Here is a 23,297-nt window from a genome sequence, read left to right on the forward strand (position 1 = left end):
AATGTGAAAGATTTAGAGCTGATTATCCCTAAAGATTTGAAAGCCACTGAGATCATGGCTAATATCAACAGCCCTTGGATACCCACTCAGTATTTAGAAGAATTTTTAATAGAATTGAGCGCTAACCATTATGAAAAGCAATACGGCGATAAAATGACAGATTACCAACTAGGCAATCTCAAAGAAGACATCAAAGTAGAACACCTAAGCGGTGCTTATGAAGTTTTTGCTAGAAACAATGAATTAAACGAGCTTTATGGCATCAGGCATAAAGACAAAGTGCATTCTTATAAAGTGCCTTTTGAAAGCCTTTTAAATAAAGTCTTAAACAACAAGGATTTGAGCGTTAAATACGCCCAAGTTGATCCTAATGACCCTAAAAAAGAAATCTTTATCACTGATGAAGAGCAAAGCAATCTTGCTAGACAAAAAGCAGAAGAATTGAAAGAAGCTTTTAAAGACTGGATTTACAAGGATTATGCAAGAAGAACCCATTTAGAGCAAATCTATAATGACACTTTCAACAACTCTGTTTTAAAAACCTATGATGGCTCGCAATTAGAACTAGAGGGCTTTAACCACCATATCAGCTTGCGACCCCACCAAAAGAACGCTATTTTTAGAACCATCCAAGATAGGGCGGTGTGTTTAGACCATCAGGTTGGAGCAGGCAAGACTTTGTGTGCTATAGCCAGTTGCATGGAACAAAAACGCATGGGATTAGTGAATAAAACGCTCATTGCCGTGCCTAACCATTTGACCAAGCAATGGGGCGATGAATTTTATAAGGCTTACCCTAACGCTAATGTGTTAGTTGTTGATAGCAAGGATATCACTGAAAAAGAAAGAGAACTTTTATTCAATCAAATCGCTAACAACAATTATGACGCTGTGATTATCGCGCACACCCATTTGGAATTATTGTCTAACCCTAGAGGAATCATAGAAGAATTGAAAGAAGAAGAGCTGGTGAATGCCGAAAAAAACTTTGAAAGGCAAGAACTGGCTTATAAAAATAACCCTAGAGAAACTAAAAAACCCAATGAAAGAGCCTTTAAAAACAAGTTGGATAAAATCCGCGCTAAATACGATGCGATTTTAGAAAAACAAGGCTCTCATATTGATATTAGCCAAATGGGGATTGACAATTTGATTGTGGATGAAGCCCACTTATTCAAAAATCTAGCCTTTGAAACTTCTATGGAAAAAATTGCAGGGCTTGGTAACCAACAAGGCTCTAATCGCGCCAGAGATTTATTCATTAAAACGCGCTACTTGCATCAAAACAATAAGAAAATCATGTTTTTAACCGGCACGCCTATAGCTAATTCTTTAAGTGAAATGTATCACTTACAACGCTATTTAACCCCTGATGTGTTAAAAGAAAGAGGGCTAGAATTCTTTGATGATTGGGCTAAGACTTATGGGGAAGTGGTGAATGATTTTGAATTAGACACTTCCGCTCAAAGTTATAAAATGGTTAATCGCTTTTCTAAATTTAGCGATGTGCAAGGCTTAAGCACTATGTATAGAGCTTTTGCGGATATTGTCTCTAATGATGATATTTTAAAGCATAACCCCCACTTTGTGCCTAAAGTGTATGGGGATAAACCTATCAATGTGGTGGTGAAAAGAAGCGAAGAAGTGGCTCAATTTATTGGCGTGGCTTTAGAAAATGGCAAATATAATGAAGGCTCTATCATTGATAGGATGCAAAAATGCGAGGGCAAGAAAAATAAAAAAGGGCAAGACAATATCCTTTCTTGCACCACAGACGCTAGAAAAGTGGCTTTGGATTACCGCTTGATTGACCCTAACGCTAAAGTAGAAAAAGAATTTTCTAAAAGCTATGCTATGGCAGAAAATATCTATCATTAAACTTTCAATTTAATTTTGTTTAAAATATATTATGTGTATAATCATAAGAAATTTAATCAAAGGTAGTGCCATGCTTATAAACGCTGTCATAGAAAAAGATGAGAATGGGTATTTTGCTTTTGTCCCCTTTCTAAAAGGCTGTGTATCACAAGGGAAAAGTTATGAAGAAGCCCTAAGAAACATTAAAGAAGCCATAGAGCTTTATTTGGGAGATTTAGAAGCCGATGAGTTAGCTTTTCTTTCTAAGAAAAATTCTGTAATAGCACCCATTGAGATAGCTTTTGCCTGAATTGCCACGACTCACAGCTAAAGAAGCAGAGAAGCTATTATTGCAGAATGGATTTGTTTTCTCTAGGCAAAAAGGCAGCCATAGAATTTATGTGAAAGATAAAATCAGGCAGGTTTTGCCTTTTCATTCTGGCGAAATCTTGCACCCTAAAATAGTGAAAGAAATCATGGAAAATATCCTTAAATGAAATCTAAAGAAGTCTTAAAGATCTTAAAAATATCCCGTGTTACTCTTTGGAAGTATGTTAAAAGTGGAAAGATACGAGTTAAACAAGAACCCAATGGTTACTATATATACATATACAACGATTCTGATGTCTATTCTTTAGCAGGAATTGAAGATGGTAGGCTGAATGTAGTTTATGCTAGGGTAAGCACTCAAAAGCAGAAACAAGACTTGCACAATCAAATAGAAAACTGTATCTCTTTTATAAATGCTAAAGGAATATCTGTAGATAGTATCTATTCTGATATTAAAAGCGGCATGTCTTTGGACAGAAAGGGTTTTATGGAACTTCTTAATGCGGTAATGGCGTTTAAAATTAAGGCGGTTTATATTTCCTATAAAGACCGATTAGCTAGATTGAGCTATGAGTTAGTAGAAAAGCTATTTAGCGATTATGGCACTAAAATCGTTATTATCAATCAGTGTGAATCAATCAGTTTAGAGCAAGAACTGTTTGAGGACATCATGCAAACAATCCATTCTTTTTCTATGAAGATGTATTCTAAGTGCCGCATTGCTAAAAAGTTGCTTTTAGAGAGTAAGGTTAATCCAGCCTTGCTAAAATCTCTTAATGGGGAAACAGATGACCTTGACTGAACGTCATATTATTAGACCCACGCACCCCATTTTTAAACGCATTAAGGACTTTTGTCATCTGTCTAAAAACCTTTACAACTACGCTAATTTTATTTTAAGAGAGTATTACTTTGCAGGTTTTAAGTTGCCTACAGCCTACGATTTAATCAATCGCTTTGTCAAAGAAAGCCAAAGAGATTACAAAGCTTTGCCTGCCCAAAGCGCGCAACAGGTATTAATGCTTTTATCTCAAAATTGGAAAAGCTATTTAAAAGCCCTTAAAGCTTACAAACTCAAGCCTTCTAGCTTTCTAGCGCGTCCAAAAATCCCTAAATTCAAACCAAAAGATGGCGTATCTATAGGGGTTTTAACAAACCAGCAAACTAGCTTTACGAAAGGGCGCATGACAAAAATTAAATTCCCAAAAAAAGCTAATTTAAAAAGACTTATCACTAAAATAAACCCTCAAACTTCTAGGCTAAAGCAAGTACGCTTAATCCCTAAAACCACTTGTTTTATCGTGGAAGTTGTCTATGAGCAAACCACGCACAAACTTCCACAAACTCATGGCATTGGCATTATGGGTATTGATCTAGGCTTGAACAACTTCGTAACTGCAATAGATAATCAAAGTAGTCCTTTTATTATCAAAGGCGGAGGGGTGAAGTCTGTCAATCAGTGGTTTAACAAACTCAAAGCCCATTATCAAGCCAAAGCCAAGACTTCAAATAAGCGCTTTTGGACAAAACGCTTAGGCAAATTAGCTCTATGGCGGGAGTGTAAAGTCAATGATTTTATGCACAAGGCGAGCGCCTATGTGGTGGGGCATTGCTTAAAAAAGGGCATTTCTACAATTGTCATCGGTAAAAATGATGGCTGGAAACAAGAGCTAAAGCTAGGCAAGAGAACCAATCAGAACTTTACTAATATCCCTTATGAATCCTTTATTGAAAAACTAGCCTACAAGTGCGCTTTAGTTGGGATAATTTTGCATTCAATAGAAGAGAGATTTACGAGCAAGTGCGACCACTTGGCTAACGAACCTATGCAGCACCACGAGCAATATTTAGGTAAAAGAGTTAAACGAGGGCTATTTAAATCTAGCATAGGCAAATCCCTAAACGCCGATATTAACGGTGCAATCGGCATTTTAAGAAAAGTATTCCCTGATGCAGTGAAAACTCTAAGGGATAGCGGAGTAGTGTTTACTCCAGTAAAAATCTCGTTGGCGTTTTAAACACGATGGGAAAATTTACAAAAAATAACTTTTTAAATACTTTTAATAAGATTAAAGAGTTTTTTAGACATGAGAATTATTTAGAAACTCATGCCACTAAAGGCACACAACTTGGTTTCATAGGGCTATCCACACCTAAAACCCATAGCCAAAAAGTGAGTTTAGAAGCGTTAGATAACGCTCATGAGATAGAAAATAAAAATCCCCTAGATGAAGCTCAAGAACTTTTAGAGAGCTTGTCTAGTTATGATGAAAATGGCAATCTTATCGCTCCTAGCAAGAAAGAATTAGAGAACGAACTCAAAGAGAGAAAGGCTAAAAGCGTCAATTTAGATGAATAGATAGCTAAAGGCTGTTCGTTTGATGTTTATAGCGATGTTTTAAGGCATTTAGTCCAAATGGGTATCCCACAAAATGAAATCGCTTTCATCCATGACGCTAAAACCGAAGAGCAAAAGCAGGATCTGTTTAAAAAGCTCAATCATGGCGGAGTTAGGGTATTATTGGGCAGTCCTGCTAAAATGGGCGTAGGCACTAATGTGCAAGCTAGATTAGTCGCTATGCATGAATTAGATTGCCCATGGAGACCTGATGAATTGTTGCAAATGGAAGGGCGTGGGATAAGACAAGGCAATATTTTGCACCAAAACGATCCTGAAAATTTTAGAATGAAAATCTATCGCTACGCCACTGAAAAAACTTATGATAGCCGTATGTGGCAAATCATAGAGACTAAATCTAAAGGCATAGAGCAATTTAGAAACGCGCACAAATTAGGCTTGAATGAATTAGAAGACTTCACTATGGGGAGTTCTAATGCGAGTGAGATGAAAGCAGAAGCGACAGGCAATCCCTTAATTATTGAAGAAGTCAAATTGAGGGCTGAAATCAAAAACGAAGAAGCAAAATACAAAGCTTTCAATAAAGAAAATTACTTCAATGAAGAGAATTTGAAAAACAACTCTTCTCAATGGGATTATCTCAAACAGGAATTGAAAGATTTAGAAACGCTTCAAAGATCTGTAATAATCCCCACTCATACAGAGATCAAGCTCTATGATTTGAAAAATGAAGAGAGTAAGGATTATGAGCTTATCAAAGTTAAAGAAGTAGAGCCTTTAAAAGAAAACGCCTCTATGAGTGAAGAATTAGCGCACAAGAAACTCAAAGAACAAAACAAGCAAATAGCCGAACAAAATAAAGAAAAGCTAGACGCTATTAAAAAGCAATTTGCAAGCAATTTGAACGACTTGTTTTTCAATGAGGAAAGAGATTGTAAGCTTTTAGAATACAAGGGCTTTGTGGTGAACGCTTATAAAACTAAGTATCAAGTGGAGTTTAGTTTAATCCCTAAAGACAATCCAAATATTGCCTATAGCCCTAGCAATATGGTTTATAAAAACGATACTGCCAACATGTTTAGCTCTTATAATTTCTGCGGTGAGATTAAATTTGATGGGTTTTTAAAAAGGTTGGATAACGCTATCACTAAACTCCCTGAAAAAATCAAGGAATTAGAAAACTCCCTTAAAACCACTCAAGAAAATATCGCTAAATACACAAGGTTAGTGGAGCAAAAACCTTCTTACCCACGACTAGAATACCTGCAAGCTTTAAAATGGGATCATAAAACTCTAATAGATGATTTAGCTAAAATGAGCAAAGACAGAGATTATAAGCCTGTGTTCAACCCTAAATCTAAAGAAGTCTTAGAGAAAATGAACGCTGAAAAAAGAGCGAGTTTAGAGAATGAGAGTGTAACAGGAGAGATAAAAGAACAAGCCAACCAAGAAGTGCATAGGCCAATGAAAAAAGCGGCTAATGATGATTATGACATGGGGATGTGAGCTTCACTAATGCTTTCAATAACATGTTTTTAAATAATGTTATTGAATTTAGCGTAATGCCTTTTAATATTCTTTTTCTCTAAACTTTTCTTTTTTTAAAAACACCCTAAAAAACCACCACTAATCAAATTCTACTAACCATTTCAAAAAGAACTAATAGATAACATAATTATTTACAATAACATAGTATTAAGTTTTTTTATTTTATATACTTTTAAGCTATTTGTATTTAAAATATGTTTAACAAAATGATAAAGGAATAAGCGATGATAATCACCATAGCCAATGAAAAAGGAGGGAGCGGTAAATCCACTTTGTGTTTGAACTTGTGCGTTCAATTATTGCTAGACAAGAAAGATATTGCCGCATTAGACACTGATAGTCAAAAGAGTTTGGAAGTGTTTAATAATATTAGGAGTGAAACAAGTTTGCCCAATTTCACGCTCTTTAATCGCACAGGCAATATCACAGACACCCTAAAACAGATGATGGATAAATACGAATACATCCTTATTGATACTAAAGGCGAACATTCCAAAGAAAGCCAAAGGGCTATGCTATTGAGCGATTGGGTGCTAATACCCACCACGCCAAGCCAACTAGACATAGCGGTGCTATTAGACATGCTAGAAAGGATTAGAGACATCCAAGCGTTGAATGAAAACTTAAAAGCTTGTATTGTGATGAACCGCATCCCTACTATCCCCACTCTTAAAGAGAAAAAAGCTCTCATTGATTTTATCAACCAAAATAACGCTAATGAAAGCGTGTTTTTAATGGATAATGTATTAAGCGAAAGGATAGCTTATAAGCGTTCAGTGAGTGAAGGTATGGGCGTGATGGAATACAATGACAATAAAGCTAAAAACGAATGGTCTCAATTCTATGATGAATTGAGCGGGTATTTAGGGGGCAAAAAATGAAATGGTATAATTTATAGTTTAATTCTAAATAACGCTTAATTGTGTTATGATATTAAAAACAATCTACTTTAAAGGATAAATATGGAATTTAAAAACACTAAAAAAGATAGGCTGAGCGATTTAGAAAATCGCTTTGAGAATGCCAACAAGCATGAAACAAACAAACATGAAAAAGAAGACAGGAAAAAAGCCCACACGCTCTATATTTCAGAGAAAGTGATGAATAGCGTAGAAGAGTATTTGAATGAATTTGGAGCGTTCAGAGAAAATAAAAGCGTGTTTGTTCAAGACGCTATTGTTTTTTATTTAGAACACAAGAAAAAAGAAATGAAGCAAATGCTTTTAGATAAGGCGAGCAAGTTGTGATTTTATGGTGTTTTCATACCAAGGAGCTTAAATGAAAAATCCAAGACTTTTAAAGTTGAGAGCGTTGAGTTTGGCATGTTTAATGGGATTAGGCGTGAGCGGGTGTGCGTTTGTAGATAAGCAAATTTTAAACGATCACTTGACTAAGGCTAAAAACAACCCAAAATACGATTGCCAAAAAGAAATGTGGTCTTTCCCTAAAAAATACGATGGGATAAATCAGTGTTTAAAGGCTCAAGAAGAGCTTATTGAACCAATCATCACTAAAAAGATCGATCAGTATCAATGCGGTGATTTCACTAATGAAGGCTTAAAGGATAAGTGCTTTAAAAGAAACGATGCCTATTTAAACACTCTTTTAACGCCCATCATTCAAAAAAAAGAGCGTCGTTTTAGCTGCTCTGACTTCCATAACCCAGAACTAAAAGAACAATGCATGGATAAAACTAACGCTTATGAAAAACAAAAAGACCGACAAGAAAGACTAATTAATCTCGCACAATTAGAAGCGTTTGAAAAAGAATACACGCAATATAAACCATACATTATCCCTTACTTCACCAAAGAATGCGTTAAAAATGCGCCCAATTTAGCTAACAAGGAAAGACTATGCCAAAAAGAAGTGCATGAAAAATTTCACGACCCTTATTCTAGCTCTAAAGAATTGAGCGTTGAATCAGCCATTTCTTTTTGCATTAAAAAAGTTGATGCTAAATTAGAAAAAGCCGCTCTTATGAATGGCGTTTATATAAGCTCTTATAAAAAATCTACCCATTGCCAAAGAACGCATTTGGAAAATAAGAGCTTGAAAGAAATCGCTTTAGAGATGAACCCTAAATTAGAAAAGCAAAGCCCTTTTATTGATGCAAACAAGTTGGCTATTCAATCTGCAGAGCTGTTGAGAAAGAATAAAGATGCCTTAATCGCTTTTGCTGCAGATATTTGCATGGAGCGTAACGAACATAAAAAAGAAGAGTTTATCAGCCTTAAAGATAGTTGCACCCAATCGCAAGCCAAACTCTATAACAACAAAGAGCGCTTTGACAAATTCATACAAGATTACCAAAAAGACTTAAAAACTTGTCTTTTAGACACTTCTAACACTAAAGAAGAAGTGGAGCAAAATTTTTCACAATGCCAAAAAGAGCAATTGAGAGACGATAACAAAGGCTTGGGCTTCACTTTAGAAGAATTGGTTAAAAAATACGCTAAGTAAAGTTATTTAATTTTATGGATGGTTTTAAAAATCCATTTCATAGTTATTGTTAGGGTTTGTGGGTTCATTGGTATTTTTGAGCGCGTTTGTGTTTTCTTGCGTGTCTTGTGTAACGGCTGTGATTTGATAGTTGCTTTGCAAGTTTTCTAAAGCTATACTTGCGCTTTTTAATAAGGTTTTAAAGCATTGTAATTCTTTCTGCAAAAAATTAAGCGATTTTTCACAGCGTTTAATGATTTTATCCCTTTGCCCTCTCTCATAAATAGGCAAATCATTTTCATTAGCTTGCGTTAAAAATTTCAAATCTTTTGATAGCTCCATAGCTCTAGTTTCTAAGAATTCTTTTCGCTTCTTAGCAAAACAATAGTTTTCCTCTTCAAGTCTTTTTAAATGTTCTAAAAGATTAAGCCAAGCTTGTTTGTCCAATAAATTGCCTTGTGGGTTAGAATTTTTAACACTATCGTCTATCTTTTTCATTTCAAACCTAGCAATATTAACAAGTAAAGCGCTATCTTTAAAAAACTTAGCCACTAAAAACATATTGCTTTTATCAGTCAAGCTTAAATTTTGATAATTCATATACCTAAAAAATTCAAAAGCTCTTTGCGAAATACTATGTCTATCGCTTTTAAAATCTAAAGCAATTTTTTCTAAATTTTTAACAATGTTTTTACTTGTGAAAACTTTGCTCATGCTTTTTAGTTTAGTGTAAAGTTCAAAGCGTTTTTTTGAATGGGATAAATCAGCTTCTAGATCTTTGCTAAATTCTTCCTTTAAGGCTTTTAAATCTTTATAATCTTTTTCTAAATCTATAATCTTTTTCTGTGTGGCAAAAAGTTTTTTGGTGGTATAAAGATAATCTTTTATTAAAGGGCTTTTACAGACAACCAATTTTTGAGTTTTTTTATAAGTGTTTTTAGGGGTTAAAGATTCTTTATTTAACCATTTTATTTCTTTAAGTTGTTGGTTAAGTTCTTTTTCATTTGTTGGGGGCGTGAATTTTTCTTTTTCCCAATGTGTTTTTTCCAATAAATTTTTTAGATTATCTAAATGATCAGATAGGGCATTTTCTCTTTTTTTTCAAGCTTTCTATTTGAGAAGTTGCACTGCCCAAAACTTTATAAAAATAGTTTTCATGCCTAAAACTCTTATTGTTTCTAGCCTGTTTTTCTAGCGTATCTAACTCTGTTTCTATGTCTTTAATCGCTTTATAAATATTAGGCGTGTTAGAATATTGCAATTCGCCTTTTGAGTTAGCAAATAAATAATCTTTAAACGTTTCTCTTAATGTGTGGTAAAACTCTTTACAGCTGTCTTTAGAATTAAAGCGTAGTTGCTTATTGGTAATTTTGTTAGTCTTGTTGATAATCACATGCGCATGCGGATTGTTTTGGTGTGTATGGAGTTTCATTATAAAAGGATAATCATAACCTAGCGTGTTAGTGAGTGTTTGATACACGCTTAATTCCAAAACTTTTAAATTTTTTTCATTACAATTTTCATCAATGCTAAACACCAGATGTAAAGCACAATTTTTAATACGGCTATTCTTTTCTAATAAGTTTTCAAATTGCTCATTCCATTGCTCTGCTATATCATCATAATCAACTGCACTAAAAAATTCATCTCTCACTAGATCACCATGTTTAGCGGTATAATCCATCGCTCTTTTTGAATGCAAGCGTGTCATATTGCCTATGTTTTTGATGACCACTTGTTTTTGTGGCTCTCTTAAATGCATAAATTCTTCTTGTGTCAGTTGAGTTAAATTTTTAGCAAACTTTTCCACTTCTTTATAGTAGCGTTTAGCATAAGTGTATTGTATCTTAAGCGTCTTTTTGGGCTTGATGATCTCATAATCAAAAAGCTCATCGCTTTCAAAGTCTTTACTATAACTTTTTTCTAACGCCATTTTATTGTAATTTTATCCTCCCAAAAACTTTCGCTTGTTTTAACTTTCTTAGCCCTTATTCTAACATTATTATTCCCCCTTTTTAAAGTGCAGGATAACACTTCAATTCCGTAAAAATTGAAGTCAATTTGACCTTACAGGTGGCTAAAACACGCACTTTTAAGATATTCTTAAATCAAACTTAATCAAAAAAACTTATTTTAAAAGAATTTGGGCTATAATCTCTCTTAACTATCCCTTATTAAAAAGGAGTTCAATATGTCAAATATTATTACAGATTACTCGCAATACAATGAAAAGCAACTGCACAATTTCTTAAACTCCATTGAAAAACAATTGCTTAAGGCAGAAGGGGATAAAAATAAGGCGATAAAAAAAATTCAAGAGTGTGAATTGCAAGAACGAATGATCAGACAAGTTTTAGCCCAAAAACATTCTCAAGAAAAAGAACCCACACAAAGTTTGTTAAATACGATCGTCTCAAAAGATGACCCAGAATGCGATGTTTCGTTTGGAGACTTCAATGATTTTTTACAAATAGCAAAACAAGAAAGAGAAAGGCGTAATGCTTAAAGTCAGAACTAAGAAAGATTTTCTTAAAGACTTTAATAAGCATATTTTATCTGGGCGTATTACAGAAAGCGATGTTGCAAGCGTTGTTGATTGCCTAAAAAAACAAAAACCACTCCAACAAAAATATTGCGACCATGCTTTGAGTGGCAATCTTAAAGGGCTGAGAGAGTGTCATGTTAAGCCAAACTTGTTATTGATTTATGAAATCAAAAAACAAGAAAACGAACTTGTTTTATTGCGTCTAGACACTCATAGCGAGCTATTTAAAAAGTGATCAAACGCTAAAAAATTATCTACAACAATCCGTGCTAATTTTTAATTCAAGTCGCGCTAACTTTAAAATAGAACATGCTAATTTCTAAAAATAAGCTACGCTAAGCTACACTACAAAAATGTTAATCTTTATCTTAAATCTTGCTAATCATCTAACGCAAATCTGTGTTACAGATTGGCGCATTCTTTTTTTAGCAACAAGGATAAGGAGTTGTAGAAAGCGATTTTTAAAAAGCAATTAAAAAATACTCATGCAAACTTTTTTAATTCATCAAAACACTTCTTCATTGGGCTTGACTTCCCAGTTAATACGAGAGAGTAATTCTTTGTTTTTGAAATAATAATTCGCTTTTAACTTTAAGGGTTTAGCCTTATGACCGCTTACTAAAACGATCACTTCATCTTTATCAATATTCATAATATCTTGCGTGCTCAATAAGTCCCACGCTTCTTTTCCTATACTAGAAGTCCCTCCGGTAATGAGTTGTCCTTTTTCTGTAGAGTGGCTTCGTGTTTTTCTAGTCATCTTACCGACTTCTTCGCTCACCTGTTTAGCATATTCTAAATCATCCATTTTGAAAATTATTTTGTAAGCCACGGTGCTATTAACAATTCTTGCATCTTCTCTACCATAATATTTTTCAATAAGAGCGTTGGATTGCGTGATAAAAATTAAAACCACACCATAGCTCCTACTTAATGCTGGCATTTCTAATAAAAAAGGCAATTTACCAAAACGCACAAATTCATCTAAAAAGAGATAAACCCTTTCTTCAAATTTCTTACTCTCTTTCAATAAAAGATTTTTAGCAATACTTTCCAAAAGGATACGGATAAGCGGTGCGAGTGTGTCAATATCTGTTTGAGCGATTTTAATATAGAGTGAAATATTGTCAGCCCTTAAATCCTCGTATTCAAAACTCATGCTATCTGTAGCGCTTTTAACTTGATAGCTTGTAAAGACTTGCATAAAACGGCTATAAACTGATTTAATGCTTGCAAACTCTTTATCATTCGCCTTAGCCCATTTGTTCGCTTCGTTTCTAATAATAGGATCTAACATGCCCTCTTTCATTATAATATTGCCTTGATCGTCTTTTTCTAAATTATTCACAGATCCATCATAATTTTTAGGATTTTCTGGGTCAGTATAGACTTGTTCGGCTACTTGTTTATACCATAGCAATTCCACATTGACATTAGGTTTCATTTTTTTAACGCCATTTTCTACTTTAGCCATATAGCGCCCGTTCTCTTTAACAAAACCATTATCGCTACTTTGACATTCATATAATTCAGTATAAAATCGGCTTTGTGGATTGATTAAGGGGACATAATTTTTTATAGGAGCGCTTGCAATTTCAAAAAAGGTGCTAGTGTTATGCACACACAAATCATAAAGAGCGTAAAAGACAAATAAATTTTTAGCTTGCTGTGTCCAATGAGGGTCTTTATTTGCCCCATCTTCAGCAAAAATAGTATTACCCACTTCATCTACAAGCCTTCGCTTTCTGTTAAAATCTAATTTTTCTACAATGCGTTTATCAAACGGATTGAATTTAAGCGTGTTATCATTTCCTAAGGGATCAAATACAAAAATTTTATTTTTTAGAACTTGTTGTCTGTAACCAGCCGTTAAATCAAACAACTCTCCTTTAATATCTAACACCACACAAGAGCTAGGCACATTTAAAAGATTAGTCACAGCCACAGCTGCGGTTTTACCACTTCCAGGAGGAGCGATAATTAAAGTAGAAAGCGGAGCATCATAATAAGTAGGCTTAAGCGAATTTAAACCTTTATACAGCCCCACACAAAAACCTTTATTAAAATTTAAGGTCATAGGATAACTCTTAGAAGAACCTAGCGTAAAGACATCTTTGCAAGCCTTAGGGAGAGTTTTAGTGTAATAATCTTTTTGAATGCTATTAAGCTTATGGAATAAATTGCTGATTTTATCCTTAAATTTATCTCTTAATGTTTTGAATTTTTCTCTCATTTAAAATAATCCTTTTAAATATTTCATAAATAGCGTTAGTTTTACACTTAAAAATCCCCTAAATATAAAGGTTAAGACACAAATCACTACTAAAAAAGATAAGATCGTAAAGAAAACCTTAGGTCTTTTCTTGGCAAATTGATAAACTTCATAAAATATATACCCTATAAAAATAGGCAATAGCGTAAAGCTAGAGACAACAAGCATTAGAGGTAAAAACAAAATTAAGAACAAGCCTTTAAGAATATTAAAAATCCTATATTCGTATTTAATAATATCTTTCATTTCAGCCCAAACTGCCTTGCCATGACTATCCATATTGCGCCCATTAAAAAATAAGTAGGCTGTCAAAAATAGCGGTAATAACGCACAAAAGAATGAAAAATAAATCTCAAATTTAAAATGGGGAAAATTATGTAGATTAATAATAATCTTTTTTAGATAGTTATAACTCGCTAAAAAACTAGGAAAATCTAAGAAATAATGCGATACACCTAAAAAAATAAAAGGAATGGCTAAAATAGAAATGATATAGCAATAAGGCTTATAAATTTGCATTTATTCTACTTTGATTTTATTATCTAATAAACTCATAAAATGCATAAAATCATTCTCAAAACTCTCATCTTTCATAAACTCTTCAAACTCCTCTTCGCTTTTAACCCAAACTTCACTAATATATTCCATTAAAAGAGTGAAATTTTCTTTTAGATTTTCTTGTAATATTTTTGCTTGATTTCCATCTTTTAGAAAATGGGGAGCATTGATAATGCTTTGAGAACTTTTAATAATAGATGCCATTTTTTCTAAATAATTTCTAATCAAATCAATATCAGTTTCTTTTGTCATAAATTCATCCCTTTAAAAATTTTCTTATCCCCTTTTAAACAATGTGCTACGATGAAAGCGCTTTTTTTGATAGCTAGGTTTAAAATTTTTGTTTTTTCACTCCAAGTTTTCAGCTGTATTTCAATATCTTGCAATAAGCCAAAATGGATAACATTTTCTCCTAAAAGCGCCGCATTATTTAAATGGTAAGCAATCTGGTTAAAATTAGAACAAGTCGCATTCAATGAGCTATAAAGCATCGCTAAACTGCCTAAAGCGCTTGTGATTTTTTGCTGTTTGTAGAAACTAATTTGGCTATTTAAAATAAGATTTTCTACAATTTTGGTGTAAGACTTGTTATGCCTAGTTTTTAAATCTTTTAAAATTTGGACACATCTAACATCCAATAAAAATTCCATCCTTTTAGCGCCCTCTTTTTGTTTAGATTTTCTGTAAAGTCTTGGATTTTTCATAACACCAACTCCTTTTTAAATTCGTTTTTAACATTTAAAACATCATCAATTATCCTATCGCTACCTTTTTTTGATTTGGATAACATAGTCCATACCAGTGCAAAAATAATCTAAAAGCGTTTCTTTAGGTGTAGGCTTACCGCCTTTATTCAAGTTTATATTCTGACAAATAGCTATAAAAGCATCTACCACGCTATTAGCATGTAAGGTGCTTATCATTCCGCTATGCCCAGTATTTGCTAAACGCAAAAATAACGCAGTGTTATGCGTGTCAATTTCGCCTAATAATAATCTATCAGGAGACATTCTCATAGCCGCATTTAAGCCATCTTCATAAGTAAAAAATCCGCTCCCACTTTTATCTACTAAAATATTAACTTGGTCTTCATTACTGATTTTCAACTCAGGACTATCTTCAATAGTAACCACCCTTTCGTTTTTGGGAATATTTTCAATCAAAGAATTAACAAAGCTAGTCTTACCACTAGCTGTGCCACCACTGATTAAAATATTTTTACCTGCACTTACTAAGTTAAGTAAAAAATCATAGGTAATGTTTTTAGCCAGACATTTCTCACTTAATTTAAAAGCGTTAATTTCAAACTTAAAATTACTAGGCACTCTAATATTGATAGAGATATTAGAACTAGCAATAATGCTAGGGTGTAATGCGTTAATTCTAATTTGCGTGTAAGGCAAAGAAGTGTTTAACTTAGGCGTTTTTAGAGTGAATTTTTGGTTTCTAAAAATGGCTAATTGCTCACAAAAAACCAACAAATAATCATTGGTAAATTTTTCATTAAAACACCTCACTTTTTCCTTTGGGCGGTGCAAGAAATACTCTTTTTCTTTATTAAAAACCACTTCATTTAAATTAGGCTGGCTTAAAATAGGCATAAAGTCATCAAGGTAACTTTTTAAAAGATTAGAAATCATTATGGCTCTCCTTGATGATTACCAAAATCCCTTAACATTTTTTTTTGAAGTTCAATGCGCTCTTTTTCTCTTTTATCTTCTATTCTTTTAGCTAAAAAATATAGATGGTGTATTTTGGAAAGCCTTTTATTATTAGCTTTAATTTCTAGGTTTTTTTCACAAATTTCGTGTTTTTCTAGTAAGTATTCTTGGTAGATTTTATGGCTTGTGAGTTTTAGATTAGATAACTCTTTTTCTAAATCCAGTTTATCTAATTCATTAAGCTCTAATTTTAATAATTTGTCTAATTTTTCTTTCATAATTGTTTCCTTAAGTTTTCTAGTTCTTTTAATAAACTATTGAGTTCTTGCTGTTTTTGTTCACACAACCTATAAGTCTCATCAAATTTTTTTTGGATTTCAACATTTTTGCTCACATAGGAGGCATAAAAATCTAAATCCTTAATTTTAGAATTTCTAGGCTTTTTAGGTTTTTTATCTTTTTTAGGCGCTTCTAAAATGGGCCGCTCTTCATTTAAATGAGCAAGCTTTTTATCGCAATTAAAATTTCCATCAATCATTGTTATAAGTCCTTTCTATATCAAAAATAATTTCAAGTGGTTTCTCGTTTTGGATAATCTTTTTTGAAAAATGCTCTTCGGTATTTAAAATTTCTGAAACTAGCCTTTCAGTAATACTTGCTTGCATTCTGGATCTTAACTCTTTGGTTTCATTTTCTAGGCGTTTATCCATAACTTTTCTTAATTCCATTTGTGCCTCTACTACTTTTTTGCAAAGCTCCACATATTCTGCATCTTTGCTTTCTTCTAGAGTGTTCAGTAATTCTTCTTCAGGGTTGAGTTCCATTGGTAATCCTTATGTTTAATATTGTATTTTAATTTTACACTATTTAGAATAAAATTATTATTAATAATGCTATTTTGTATCATTGTTTTGTTCCTTTTCTTCATTAAAGAATTTCGCTAAGACTTCATTGTTTTTAGGGATAGGAAACCAAATATCCGTATTAGGACTAATAAAAATATGGCTTCCTTCTCTAATAGTGATAATGGGCTTAATCCTGATTTGATCTCGCATGATTTGAGCGATAATGTTATTTAGGCTGATACCAGTTTGCCTCGTCATTTGCATCATCATGTAGTCTCCAAAATAGTTTTGATTAAAACCACCCCTTTTGTTTTTCATCGCTTCGGTAAGACCGCTAGTAAGACCTATGAGTAGCCCATTTGACAAGGTGCTTAAGGATAAAGGAATACCATAGCGTTCCCAATATTTGTTATGGAGTGTGCCTATCATGCCGTTATAGCCCTTGACATCAGCTCCCTTAGCATCGCTTAGTATGATATTGACCCCTTGTGGCGTGATGATCCTATTCCAAGCAATTTCTAAGCGGTATTCTCCTATTTTGTTATTAGAGTTGTAATAGCCTATGGCTCTACTCCCTTTGGGGATTAAAGCCGCTCTACCCATCGTTGCGTATATATCACTCTCCACTTGAGCGATTATCTTACTCCCCCCTATTTCACTACTAATAGGAGTGATCAGAATGGCTGGGATCATTCTGTCAGCTGTAATCGTTCTCAAAAGTTTGTTTTCACTGCTCGCTATATTTTTTCTTTTAAAATTTTTAAAACCGCTAGAGCCGTATTCTTTTTCAAGTTCTTGTTTTTCTTTGGATTTTGTATTAGAAACACTATTTTTTATAGAGGTTGGAGGCTGCGTTTCTTTTTGGCTACTAATACGAGACGCTAAAATCACAAGGCGGGTTTTTTCTTCTTCGTTAGCGGTATTGTAGTTGAAAGGATTGGAGGCAACGGTAGGTTTGGTTTTAAGTATATCTTTTGGTAAGTTTGGTAAGTTATTAACTTGTTTTTGAGTGGCTATAATATTGCAATCATCATCTATTAAATTACCCTTATTATCTGTCATCTGACCCTTACAAGATTTTTTAATTTCTTCTTCTTTAATCTCTTGTTTAATGACATTGTTCTGTGGTGGGATCTTCTTTTTATCCGCTTTTTTGTAGAGATAGTCAGAGATTGGAAACTTGCTTTTAACATAATTTCTCACTGCTTTAGGTGAGCTATCATCATAAAGGAAAAACCATGCACAAAAAATAAGCATCAAAACAATAAAGACACTTACAATCGGTGCGTTTCTAATTACTCTAAAAAAGCCCATTATTTTTGGTTTGCTTGATTTTGTTTTTTGGTGTTATTCAGCCCCTTTTTATTCTTCTCTAAACCATCAGTAGTTTTTGGTCTTTCTATATAGGGGATAGGCACACAATAATGGGTTTTGATGGTGTGTTTTTTGAGCTTGTTTTTCAAATCTTTTTGCAAAGGCTTGGGAGCTTTTATGATGTTTTTAACCTCTTCTAAAGTCTTAACTTCTTCTTCATTTAAGGCTCGGCATTCTTTGCTTGGAGTTTGGTTTTTGATTTGAGCTAACAACTCCGTTACGCTAATGGCATTTTTAGGTTGAGGCGTAGTGTCTTCAATCAAGTGGATGTTGTTTCGTTTGGCTTTCATGGCTTCATCTTGCTCTAAAAGCCTTTTTAAACGCATGAAGTCCTTAGATTTTTGGTATTTGTGCTTGTCTCTTCTTACGCACACGTATTCCTTACCGCTCCTTAAAGTCCATTTTTTAGAAACATCTTCAGCAATAATGTAATTCCCTACCACACGGCTATTGATAGGATTATCATACCCATCTACAACCTTATAGGTGTAAGGGAATTTTGAAAAGGCTTGATCTCTGTCATATCTAAAATAAGTGTATTTGCCATCATCAAAGACATCTAGTGCCTTTATATCAAGCGCATCATCACTGGGTTTTTTATAGAGCCACAAACTCCACCAGGTGCGTTTGTGTTTGGGTTTTTGCAAATAACCACGATTGATTTTAGCTTTTTCAATGAAAATGTGATTGACTTCATCTCCAATTCTTATAAACTTGCCATCATCAATTTCCTTGCTCTCATAATTGATTTTTCTGTAGTCAAGCTTTTGTTTGTCTTGTTTATTGGAGCTATTTGTATTTGTTTCTGTTTTAGCCAATTGTTCTTGCTCTCTTTTTTCTAGCTCGTTTTTAGACAAAATATTGAGCTTACCGATAGATCTTTTATTAGAGACAAACACTGAAAAATAGCTTTGGAATTTGCTAGTGTAAGTGGTGCTAAACAAGTAAAAAGTATAAATTGTTCCGCTCGCTCCGACTACGGTTAGATTTGTATCCACCCCTATAAGCAAGGGTTTGATCACTAGCATGTTAGATAAACCGTAATGATCATTAGTGGGGTAAGTGAGTTCAAAACCGCTAGGATCGCCTAAACTCACATAGATAATAGGATCATTATCAAAAATAAAAGTGGTAGTCATCGCATAGCGTAAGCGGATTTTGTTGGTGTTGCCTGCCACATATAAGACATTGAAATTATTGTCTTGCAATTTTCTATTTTTAGAAAAATACACGCTCTGTAAGGCTTTTAAATCCATAAGTTGTTTGGCTTTTTCTTTGTTTTCTTGTTCTTTGAAACTTTCTAAACTATCAGATTTTGCTGGGATAAGATTGTTGTTTTCTTTGCCATGTTCAAAAGAAGTTGTAGGATCAATTTCATTTGTATTGTTTCTAAAAATATCCTCTTCAGCGCTAAGTAAAGCGCCATACAAAAATAGCGATAGAGTGAATTTTTTCATTATTGTTCCTTAACATCTTTATATTGGCTCATATGAGGGTCTTTTTTCTCGGTATGGATAATCCTAGATTTCACACCATCATCTTTGACTTTATTTTTTTCATCTAAGTCTTTTAAAATCGCAATTTCAGTTACATCATAACCTGTAACAATAAAGCCTGTAGGATTTAAAGACATGGAGTCAAAATTGATTTCTTGTTTTTTAAATTCAAAACTCATCACCACTTTATAGTACTTTAAGCTCTCTAATTCTCCGCTATGATACAAGCTCACTTCAATGTCAATATAGGCTAAATCTTTATCTAAATAGATATTTGCAATCTTTACTTTTCTTGTGAGTAAAGGATTAGTGTAAATGCTGTCATAATAAGCGATGAGTTTTTCAAATTCATACCATACTTCATTGGAACTTTGCTCTTTAATGGTGTTTTGACGCATTTTTTCATGTTGCTCAATATGAGTAATGCTTTCCCTGTTTAGCACATACGCTCCCACTAATGAACGAATAAGAGCTTTATTGGCTGTAATGGTGCTATCTGCCTTTTGAACTAAAGCAAAATTTTCTTTATTGTTAGAAAATTGCACTAAATACGGCTCTTTTTGTTTTAAGGGCAACAGAACAATCAGTAAGATAATAAGCAACGCTGTTGTGCCAAAGAAGAAACACGCTACATAAAAGATATAATCGCCTAATTTTTTCTCTAAATGATAGATAATGCTTGCATCTCTCACTTCTTCAAAAAGCATTGTGGGGGCAATGCTTTTATCAAAGCCTATTCTAGAGAAAAAGTTTTTAAAAATTCTTTATTTTTTTTCTTGGATTGACTCATTTTGGGGCGTTTCTTTTTCTTCTGTTTCTATCACAGGCTCTTCTACAAACTCTTTAATTTCATTGGTGGTGGTTTGAATGGGTAATGGCAAAGAAAACAAATCGTTAGGCTGGTTTTCTTTAGTGTCTTGATTTTCTTCTTTAAATTCTGTGTTGTTGTCTGCTTTAAGATTTTCTTTGTTTTCTAATTGCTTTAATTCATTTTCAATTTCTCCTAAAAGCAAAGTTTGTTCTTCATTCTCTTTTAGATCGCCCCACAAATCCATGCGTCTTTTAGTTTGTAATTCTAAATTTTTTAAACCGCCATGAAATTGTTCTAAAACTTCGCTTCTTTTTGACATTAACTAGCCTATGGGTTGATTTAAATGAAAAAAGGCACAAGGGCTTTTATACATTTCATATTGTTTATTAGAACATCCACTTAGTGCTAACAAAATTATTCCTATTAAAAATATTCTCATTTCTTTGTCTTTTTGTGTTCATCAATCCATTTAGAGATAGCGAATTTGTCATTCAATACTTTATTGATGGGCATTGCCAATTTGCACCCTTCACAAATTTTTTTAACCAGATCCAGTTGTTTTTGACTGGGTTTTTCTTTAACATGCTCTGCAATCCAATCAGAACATTTTTCCTTGTTCTGCAAGATTTCTTGACTGGGTTTTTGTAATTTTTTATCTTTACAAATTTTTTCTATGAGTTCAAGTTGCTTATCAGTAGGCATGTTATTGTTAGTAGATTGTGTTTGATAAAACTTGGCGGTGCTTTTTAACTTGCTTATGACTTCAAGCATGAACTTTTCATAACTAGCTTCACCTCTCATGATTAAATCCAAACATTCTTCAAATTGTTTGGTAGTGCTTCCTAATTTGCTCTTATCCTTGCTTGTAAGAGCGATGAAATCCACTTCTTTATCTTTTTTGAAAAATGAAATCACTTCTAATCCTTGACTAGTAGGGGTGATAGTGTTAGTTTTTGTATCAATGCTAATATATTTACGCTTCAAAAGAAGATCTAAGAAGCTCGCATAAGTGCTAGGACGACCAATCCCCTCGCTTTCTAATAAGGGAATAAAGGCACTTTCTTTATAAGGTTTAGGACTGGGTTTTTCTATTTCTTTAATAAAAACTTCTTTTAATGGGACACTGTCATTTTCTTTTAATGAAAAGTTTTCTATTTCATTTTCTTGTTCTTCCTTGCTAAGTTCTTCTTTGCCTTGAATGAGTTCTTCAATCTCTAAAAAACCCTTTTCTTTTAAAAGTTTGAAAGAGAGCTTAAAACTCTCGCTTTTGATTTTAAAGATACAATCATATTGATTGTATAAGGCGTTTCTACTTTGAGAACAAATTGTATTGGCATAAATAAGTTGATACAACTTCAGCGCTAATTCTTCGCTTATTTTAGCGTCACTGCACACTTTTTCTAAGTCTTTTAAAGCATGCGGATGTGTAATTCTTATGGCTTCATGCGCTTCAGCTTGTGAGTTTTTGCCAGCTTTATATTCCCTGTATTGATAAATACTCGGATAAATAGGTTCAAAAAACACTTCATGTTCTTTGAGATACTCAGGACTTAAAAATTCACTATCAGTTCTGTGATAAGTGATGAGACCAGCTTCAAAGAGTTTTTGAGCAAGTTGTGCGATTTCTTTAGTGGGTATTTTTAAGGATTTGCTCGCTTGGGATAAAAGTTTAGAGGTGGTGAAAGGTTTTTTGGGTTCTTTAATGGATAGACTTTCTTTTAATAAAGCTAGAACACTCATAGATCCTAATCCGTCCTTTAGATCTTGTAAAAATTGAGATGCTTCGTTTTTGTCTTTAAATTTAAAATCCACTAGTTCGTTTTTTTCATTCGCCCTTACATGCTTAATAATCACTTCTTTTTCATTGCACACAATACTAGCTTGGATTTGATATTCTACTTTTTCTTCAGCATCCAACTTATCAAAATCCCTTATTTCTTGATCTCTTTGGCAGATTAAAGCTAGAGCTGGAGTTTGCACTCTACCAGCGCTCAATTCACTAAGATTTAAACTTTTTCTTAAATAGCTTGTTAGAGCAAATCCAACAACCTGATCGCTTGCAATTCTGCCTAAGAATGATTGGTATAAATTAGTGTTAGAACGAGAAAATAACACCGCATTTTTTAAGCCGTTTTCAATACCGCTTGGTGTGATCTCATGAAATTCTGCACGATAAATTTCACTAGCTACATTTTTAATTTTTTCATAAAATTGATAACCAATACCATAGCCCTCTCTATCAGGGTCAGTAGCGATATAGACTTTTTTGTCCCTACAAGCATTGATTAAAAAATTTATTTTCTTAGCCTTGTCTTCTTTGATTTCAAACTTACAAGCAAAATTATTTTCAATATCTACGCCTATAAGGTTAGTAAAATGCCCTATAGTTGCATAAACTTCCGCACCTGTTAGTTGTTTAATCTTTTCAACCTTATTAGGGCTTTCAATGATAATCACGCTATCTTTCATTCCTACTCCTTTGTCAAGTAAATTTCTTTATAATCCTTTGGATTATCCTTTTTAAGCGTTTCCAGTTCAAAAACGCTAGACGCGCTAGAGTTATACGCTCTTAAAAATTTTTTACTGGTGCTGTTTAGCTTTTCTAAATTGATTTCTAAAAATACACTAGATTGAGTGAGAAGGTTTTTCACTAATACTTGCCTAGCGTTTAACGGCGTTTTGTTTAAAAAGGATTTTTCAATAGGACTTAATAAAATGCCATAGCTCTCTAATTTCTCAAAATTGTTTGTAGGATAGAGTATGACTTGAGCGGCGTTTTCTATAATGGACTTTGATCCCTCTACGCCATCAAGTTGGTTAATGTCTTGAAAGGCTAAAGTTAAAACCCCATTGAGTTTTCTAGCTTGAGCGAGTGTGTCTTTGATTTTAGCTAACATGATGGGATTTTCAATAACAGATTTTGCTTCATCAATGAAGATATAAAAAGGCTTGTTTTCTAATTTAGCTCTATTCATGACTTTGTAGAATAGGTATAGCACTGCCAAGTTGAAATCTTTTTTACTACTAGAAAGAGCATCCATATCAATAACAGAAAGCTTTTTAGCAAAGTCTAAACAATCAGTAGAATGCTTGTATAAGTCTTTTGAGCTCTCTTTTTCTAAAATGTCTTTGCTATCTAAATAGTCTCTTTCTAGCGTGTCTTTAAAATCTCTTAACTTAAAAATAGCACCCCCTTGTT

23 protein-coding genes and 3 pseudogenes are annotated in these 23,297 nt (G+C 33.4%); 11 read left to right on the plus strand and 15 right to left on the minus strand.

What is annotated here, in order from left to right:
- The first annotated feature begins 153 nt into the window (after window positions 1–153).
- The 9 genes and pseudogenes from HPOKI112_RS08665 to HPOKI112_RS05070 all read left to right on the plus strand — a co-directional run bounded on the left by HPOKI112_RS08665 (window position 154) and on the right by HPOKI112_RS05070 (window position 8,557).
- The gene (locus tag HPOKI112_RS08665; protein ID WP_412127282.1) at window positions 154–1,878 is read left to right on the plus strand and encodes an SNF2-related protein; all 1,725 of its coding nucleotides are present in this window, start codon (window positions 154–156) and stop codon (window positions 1,876–1,878) included.
- Between the two features lie 70 nt (window positions 1,879–1,948).
- Window positions 1,949–2,167, plus strand: a complete 219-nt coding sequence (locus HPOKI112_RS05030) for a type II toxin-antitoxin system HicB family antitoxin (RefSeq protein ID WP_000906664.1) — start codon at window positions 1,949–1,951, stop codon at window positions 2,165–2,167.
- Window positions 2,160–2,354 carry a type II toxin-antitoxin system HicA family toxin gene (locus HPOKI112_RS05035; RefSeq protein WP_001114660.1) on the plus strand — a complete coding sequence of 65 codons (195 nt, stop codon included), beginning with the start codon at window positions 2,160–2,162 and terminating at the stop codon, window positions 2,352–2,354. Before HPOKI112_RS05030 ends, HPOKI112_RS05035 begins: the two co-directional genes overlap by 8 nt.
- The gene (locus HPOKI112_RS05040; protein ID WP_025276154.1) at window positions 2,351–2,989 is read left to right on the plus strand and encodes an IS607 family transposase; all 639 of its coding nucleotides are present in this window, start codon (window positions 2,351–2,353) and stop codon (window positions 2,987–2,989) included. Before HPOKI112_RS05035 ends, HPOKI112_RS05040 begins: the two co-directional genes overlap by 4 nt.
- The gene (locus tag HPOKI112_RS05045; protein ID WP_025309897.1) at window positions 2,976–4,205 is read left to right on the plus strand and encodes an RNA-guided endonuclease InsQ/TnpB family protein; all 1,230 of its coding nucleotides are present in this window, start codon (window positions 2,976–2,978) and stop codon (window positions 4,203–4,205) included. The genes HPOKI112_RS05040 and HPOKI112_RS05045 overlap by 14 nt, the downstream gene beginning before the upstream one ends.
- Window positions 4,206–4,273: 68 nt before the next feature.
- Window positions 4,274–6,052: pseudogene (locus HPOKI112_RS08105) on the plus strand (helicase-related protein); the annotation flags it as partial.
- A gap of 266 nt (window positions 6,053–6,318) precedes the next feature.
- Complete coding sequence (locus HPOKI112_RS05060; RefSeq protein ID WP_025276156.1) at window positions 6,319–6,975, plus strand: ParA family protein; 657 nt, start codon at window positions 6,319–6,321, stop codon at window positions 6,973–6,975.
- 81 nt (window positions 6,976–7,056) lie between these two features.
- A complete protein-coding gene (locus HPOKI112_RS05065) occupies window positions 7,057–7,341 on the plus strand; it encodes a hypothetical protein (RefSeq protein ID WP_000394639.1) in 285 nt (94 codons plus the stop codon).
- Between the two features lie 31 nt (window positions 7,342–7,372).
- Entirely contained in the window at window positions 7,373–8,557 is a 1,185-nt protein-coding gene (locus HPOKI112_RS05070; RefSeq protein WP_025276157.1) for a hypothetical protein, read from the plus strand.
- Window positions 8,558–8,581: 24 nt separating this feature from the next.
- Here the strand turns inward: HPOKI112_RS05070 and HPOKI112_RS05075 are convergent.
- Window positions 8,582–10,469: pseudogene (locus HPOKI112_RS05075) on the minus strand (relaxase/mobilization nuclease domain-containing protein).
- Between the two features lie 258 nt (window positions 10,470–10,727).
- Here HPOKI112_RS05075 and HPOKI112_RS05080 point away from each other — a divergent pair.
- Together HPOKI112_RS05080 and HPOKI112_RS05085 are read left to right on the plus strand one after the other, a co-directional pair.
- The gene (locus HPOKI112_RS05080) at window positions 10,728–11,042 is read left to right on the plus strand and encodes a hypothetical protein (protein ID WP_025276158.1); all 315 of its coding nucleotides are present in this window, start codon (window positions 10,728–10,730) and stop codon (window positions 11,040–11,042) included.
- Window positions 11,035–11,316: a type II toxin-antitoxin system RelE/ParE family toxin gene (locus HPOKI112_RS05085; protein WP_015086299.1), complete on the plus strand. Its 282-nt coding sequence runs from the start codon at window positions 11,035–11,037 to the stop codon at window positions 11,314–11,316. The genes HPOKI112_RS05080 and HPOKI112_RS05085 overlap by 8 nt, the downstream gene beginning before the upstream one ends.
- Window positions 11,317–11,586: 270 nt before the next feature.
- Here the strand turns inward: HPOKI112_RS05085 and HPOKI112_RS05090 are convergent, their stop codons facing one another.
- The 14 genes and pseudogenes from HPOKI112_RS05090 to HPOKI112_RS08690 all read right to left on the minus strand — a co-directional run bounded on the left by HPOKI112_RS05090 (window position 11,587) and on the right by HPOKI112_RS08690 (window position 23,073).
- A complete protein-coding gene (locus HPOKI112_RS05090) occupies window positions 11,587–13,314 on the minus strand; it encodes a type IV secretory system conjugative DNA transfer family protein (protein WP_025276159.1) in 1,728 nt (575 codons plus the stop codon).
- The gene (locus HPOKI112_RS05095; RefSeq protein ID WP_025277016.1) at window positions 13,315–13,872 is read right to left on the minus strand and encodes a hypothetical protein; all 558 of its coding nucleotides are present in this window, start codon (window positions 13,870–13,872) and stop codon (window positions 13,315–13,317) included.
- Window positions 13,873–14,163: a hypothetical protein gene (locus HPOKI112_RS05100; protein ID WP_000159826.1), complete on the minus strand. Its 291-nt coding sequence runs from the start codon at window positions 14,161–14,163 to the stop codon at window positions 13,873–13,875.
- Entirely contained in the window at window positions 14,160–14,615 is a 456-nt protein-coding gene (locus HPOKI112_RS05105; RefSeq protein WP_025276161.1) for a hypothetical protein, read from the minus strand. Before HPOKI112_RS05105 ends, HPOKI112_RS05100 begins: the two co-directional genes overlap by 4 nt.
- Window positions 14,612–15,551: pseudogene (locus tag HPOKI112_RS05110) on the minus strand (CpaF/VirB11 family protein). Before HPOKI112_RS05110 ends, HPOKI112_RS05105 begins: the two are co-directional and overlap by 4 nt.
- Complete coding sequence (locus tag HPOKI112_RS05115) at window positions 15,551–15,850, minus strand: hypothetical protein (RefSeq protein WP_025309899.1); 300 nt, start codon at window positions 15,848–15,850, stop codon at window positions 15,551–15,553. The pseudogene HPOKI112_RS05110 and the gene HPOKI112_RS05115 overlap by 1 nt, the downstream one beginning before the upstream one ends.
- Window positions 15,847–16,110, minus strand: coding sequence for a hypothetical protein (locus tag HPOKI112_RS05120; RefSeq protein ID WP_025276164.1), 264 nt, complete (start codon window positions 16,108–16,110; stop codon window positions 15,847–15,849). The genes HPOKI112_RS05115 and HPOKI112_RS05120 overlap by 4 nt, the downstream gene beginning before the upstream one ends.
- Window positions 16,103–16,396 carry a hypothetical protein gene (locus HPOKI112_RS05125; RefSeq protein WP_025276165.1) on the minus strand — a complete coding sequence of 98 codons (294 nt, stop codon included), beginning with the start codon at window positions 16,394–16,396 and terminating at the stop codon, window positions 16,103–16,105. The genes HPOKI112_RS05120 and HPOKI112_RS05125 overlap by 8 nt, the downstream gene beginning before the upstream one ends.
- A 69-nt stretch (window positions 16,397–16,465) precedes the next feature.
- Window positions 16,466–17,731, minus strand: a complete 1,266-nt coding sequence (locus HPOKI112_RS05130) for a DNA type IV secretion system protein ComB10 (RefSeq protein WP_025309900.1) — start codon at window positions 17,729–17,731, stop codon at window positions 16,466–16,468.
- Window positions 17,731–19,248, minus strand: coding sequence for a TrbG/VirB9 family P-type conjugative transfer protein (locus tag HPOKI112_RS05135; RefSeq protein ID WP_025277017.1), 1,518 nt, complete (start codon window positions 19,246–19,248; stop codon window positions 17,731–17,733). Before HPOKI112_RS05135 ends, HPOKI112_RS05130 begins: the two co-directional genes overlap by 1 nt.
- On the minus strand, window positions 19,248–19,994 hold the full coding sequence (locus HPOKI112_RS08670; protein ID WP_038416864.1) for a VirB8 family type IV secretion system protein: 747 nt from the start codon (window positions 19,992–19,994) through the stop codon (window positions 19,248–19,250). The genes HPOKI112_RS05135 and HPOKI112_RS08670 overlap by 1 nt, the downstream gene beginning before the upstream one ends.
- Before the next feature lie 57 nt (window positions 19,995–20,051).
- Window positions 20,052–20,417, minus strand: coding sequence for a hypothetical protein (locus HPOKI112_RS08675; RefSeq protein WP_240444701.1), 366 nt, complete (start codon window positions 20,415–20,417; stop codon window positions 20,052–20,054).
- Window positions 20,418–20,533: 116 nt separating this feature from the next.
- Complete coding sequence (locus HPOKI112_RS05150; RefSeq protein ID WP_025277018.1) at window positions 20,534–22,567, minus strand: type IA DNA topoisomerase; 2,034 nt, start codon at window positions 22,565–22,567, stop codon at window positions 20,534–20,536.
- Window positions 22,568–22,569: 2 nt separating this feature from the next.
- Window positions 22,570–23,073 (minus strand): TraM recognition domain-containing protein, encoded by a 504-nt coding sequence (locus HPOKI112_RS08690; protein WP_235181150.1) that lies wholly within the window; start codon window positions 23,071–23,073, stop codon window positions 22,570–22,572.
- Window positions 23,074–23,297: the final 224 nt, after the last annotated feature.

Source organism: Helicobacter pylori oki112 (assembly GCF_000600085.1).
GTDB classification, from domain to species: Bacteria; Campylobacterota; Campylobacteria; order Campylobacterales; family Helicobacteraceae; genus Helicobacter; species Helicobacter pylori_CY.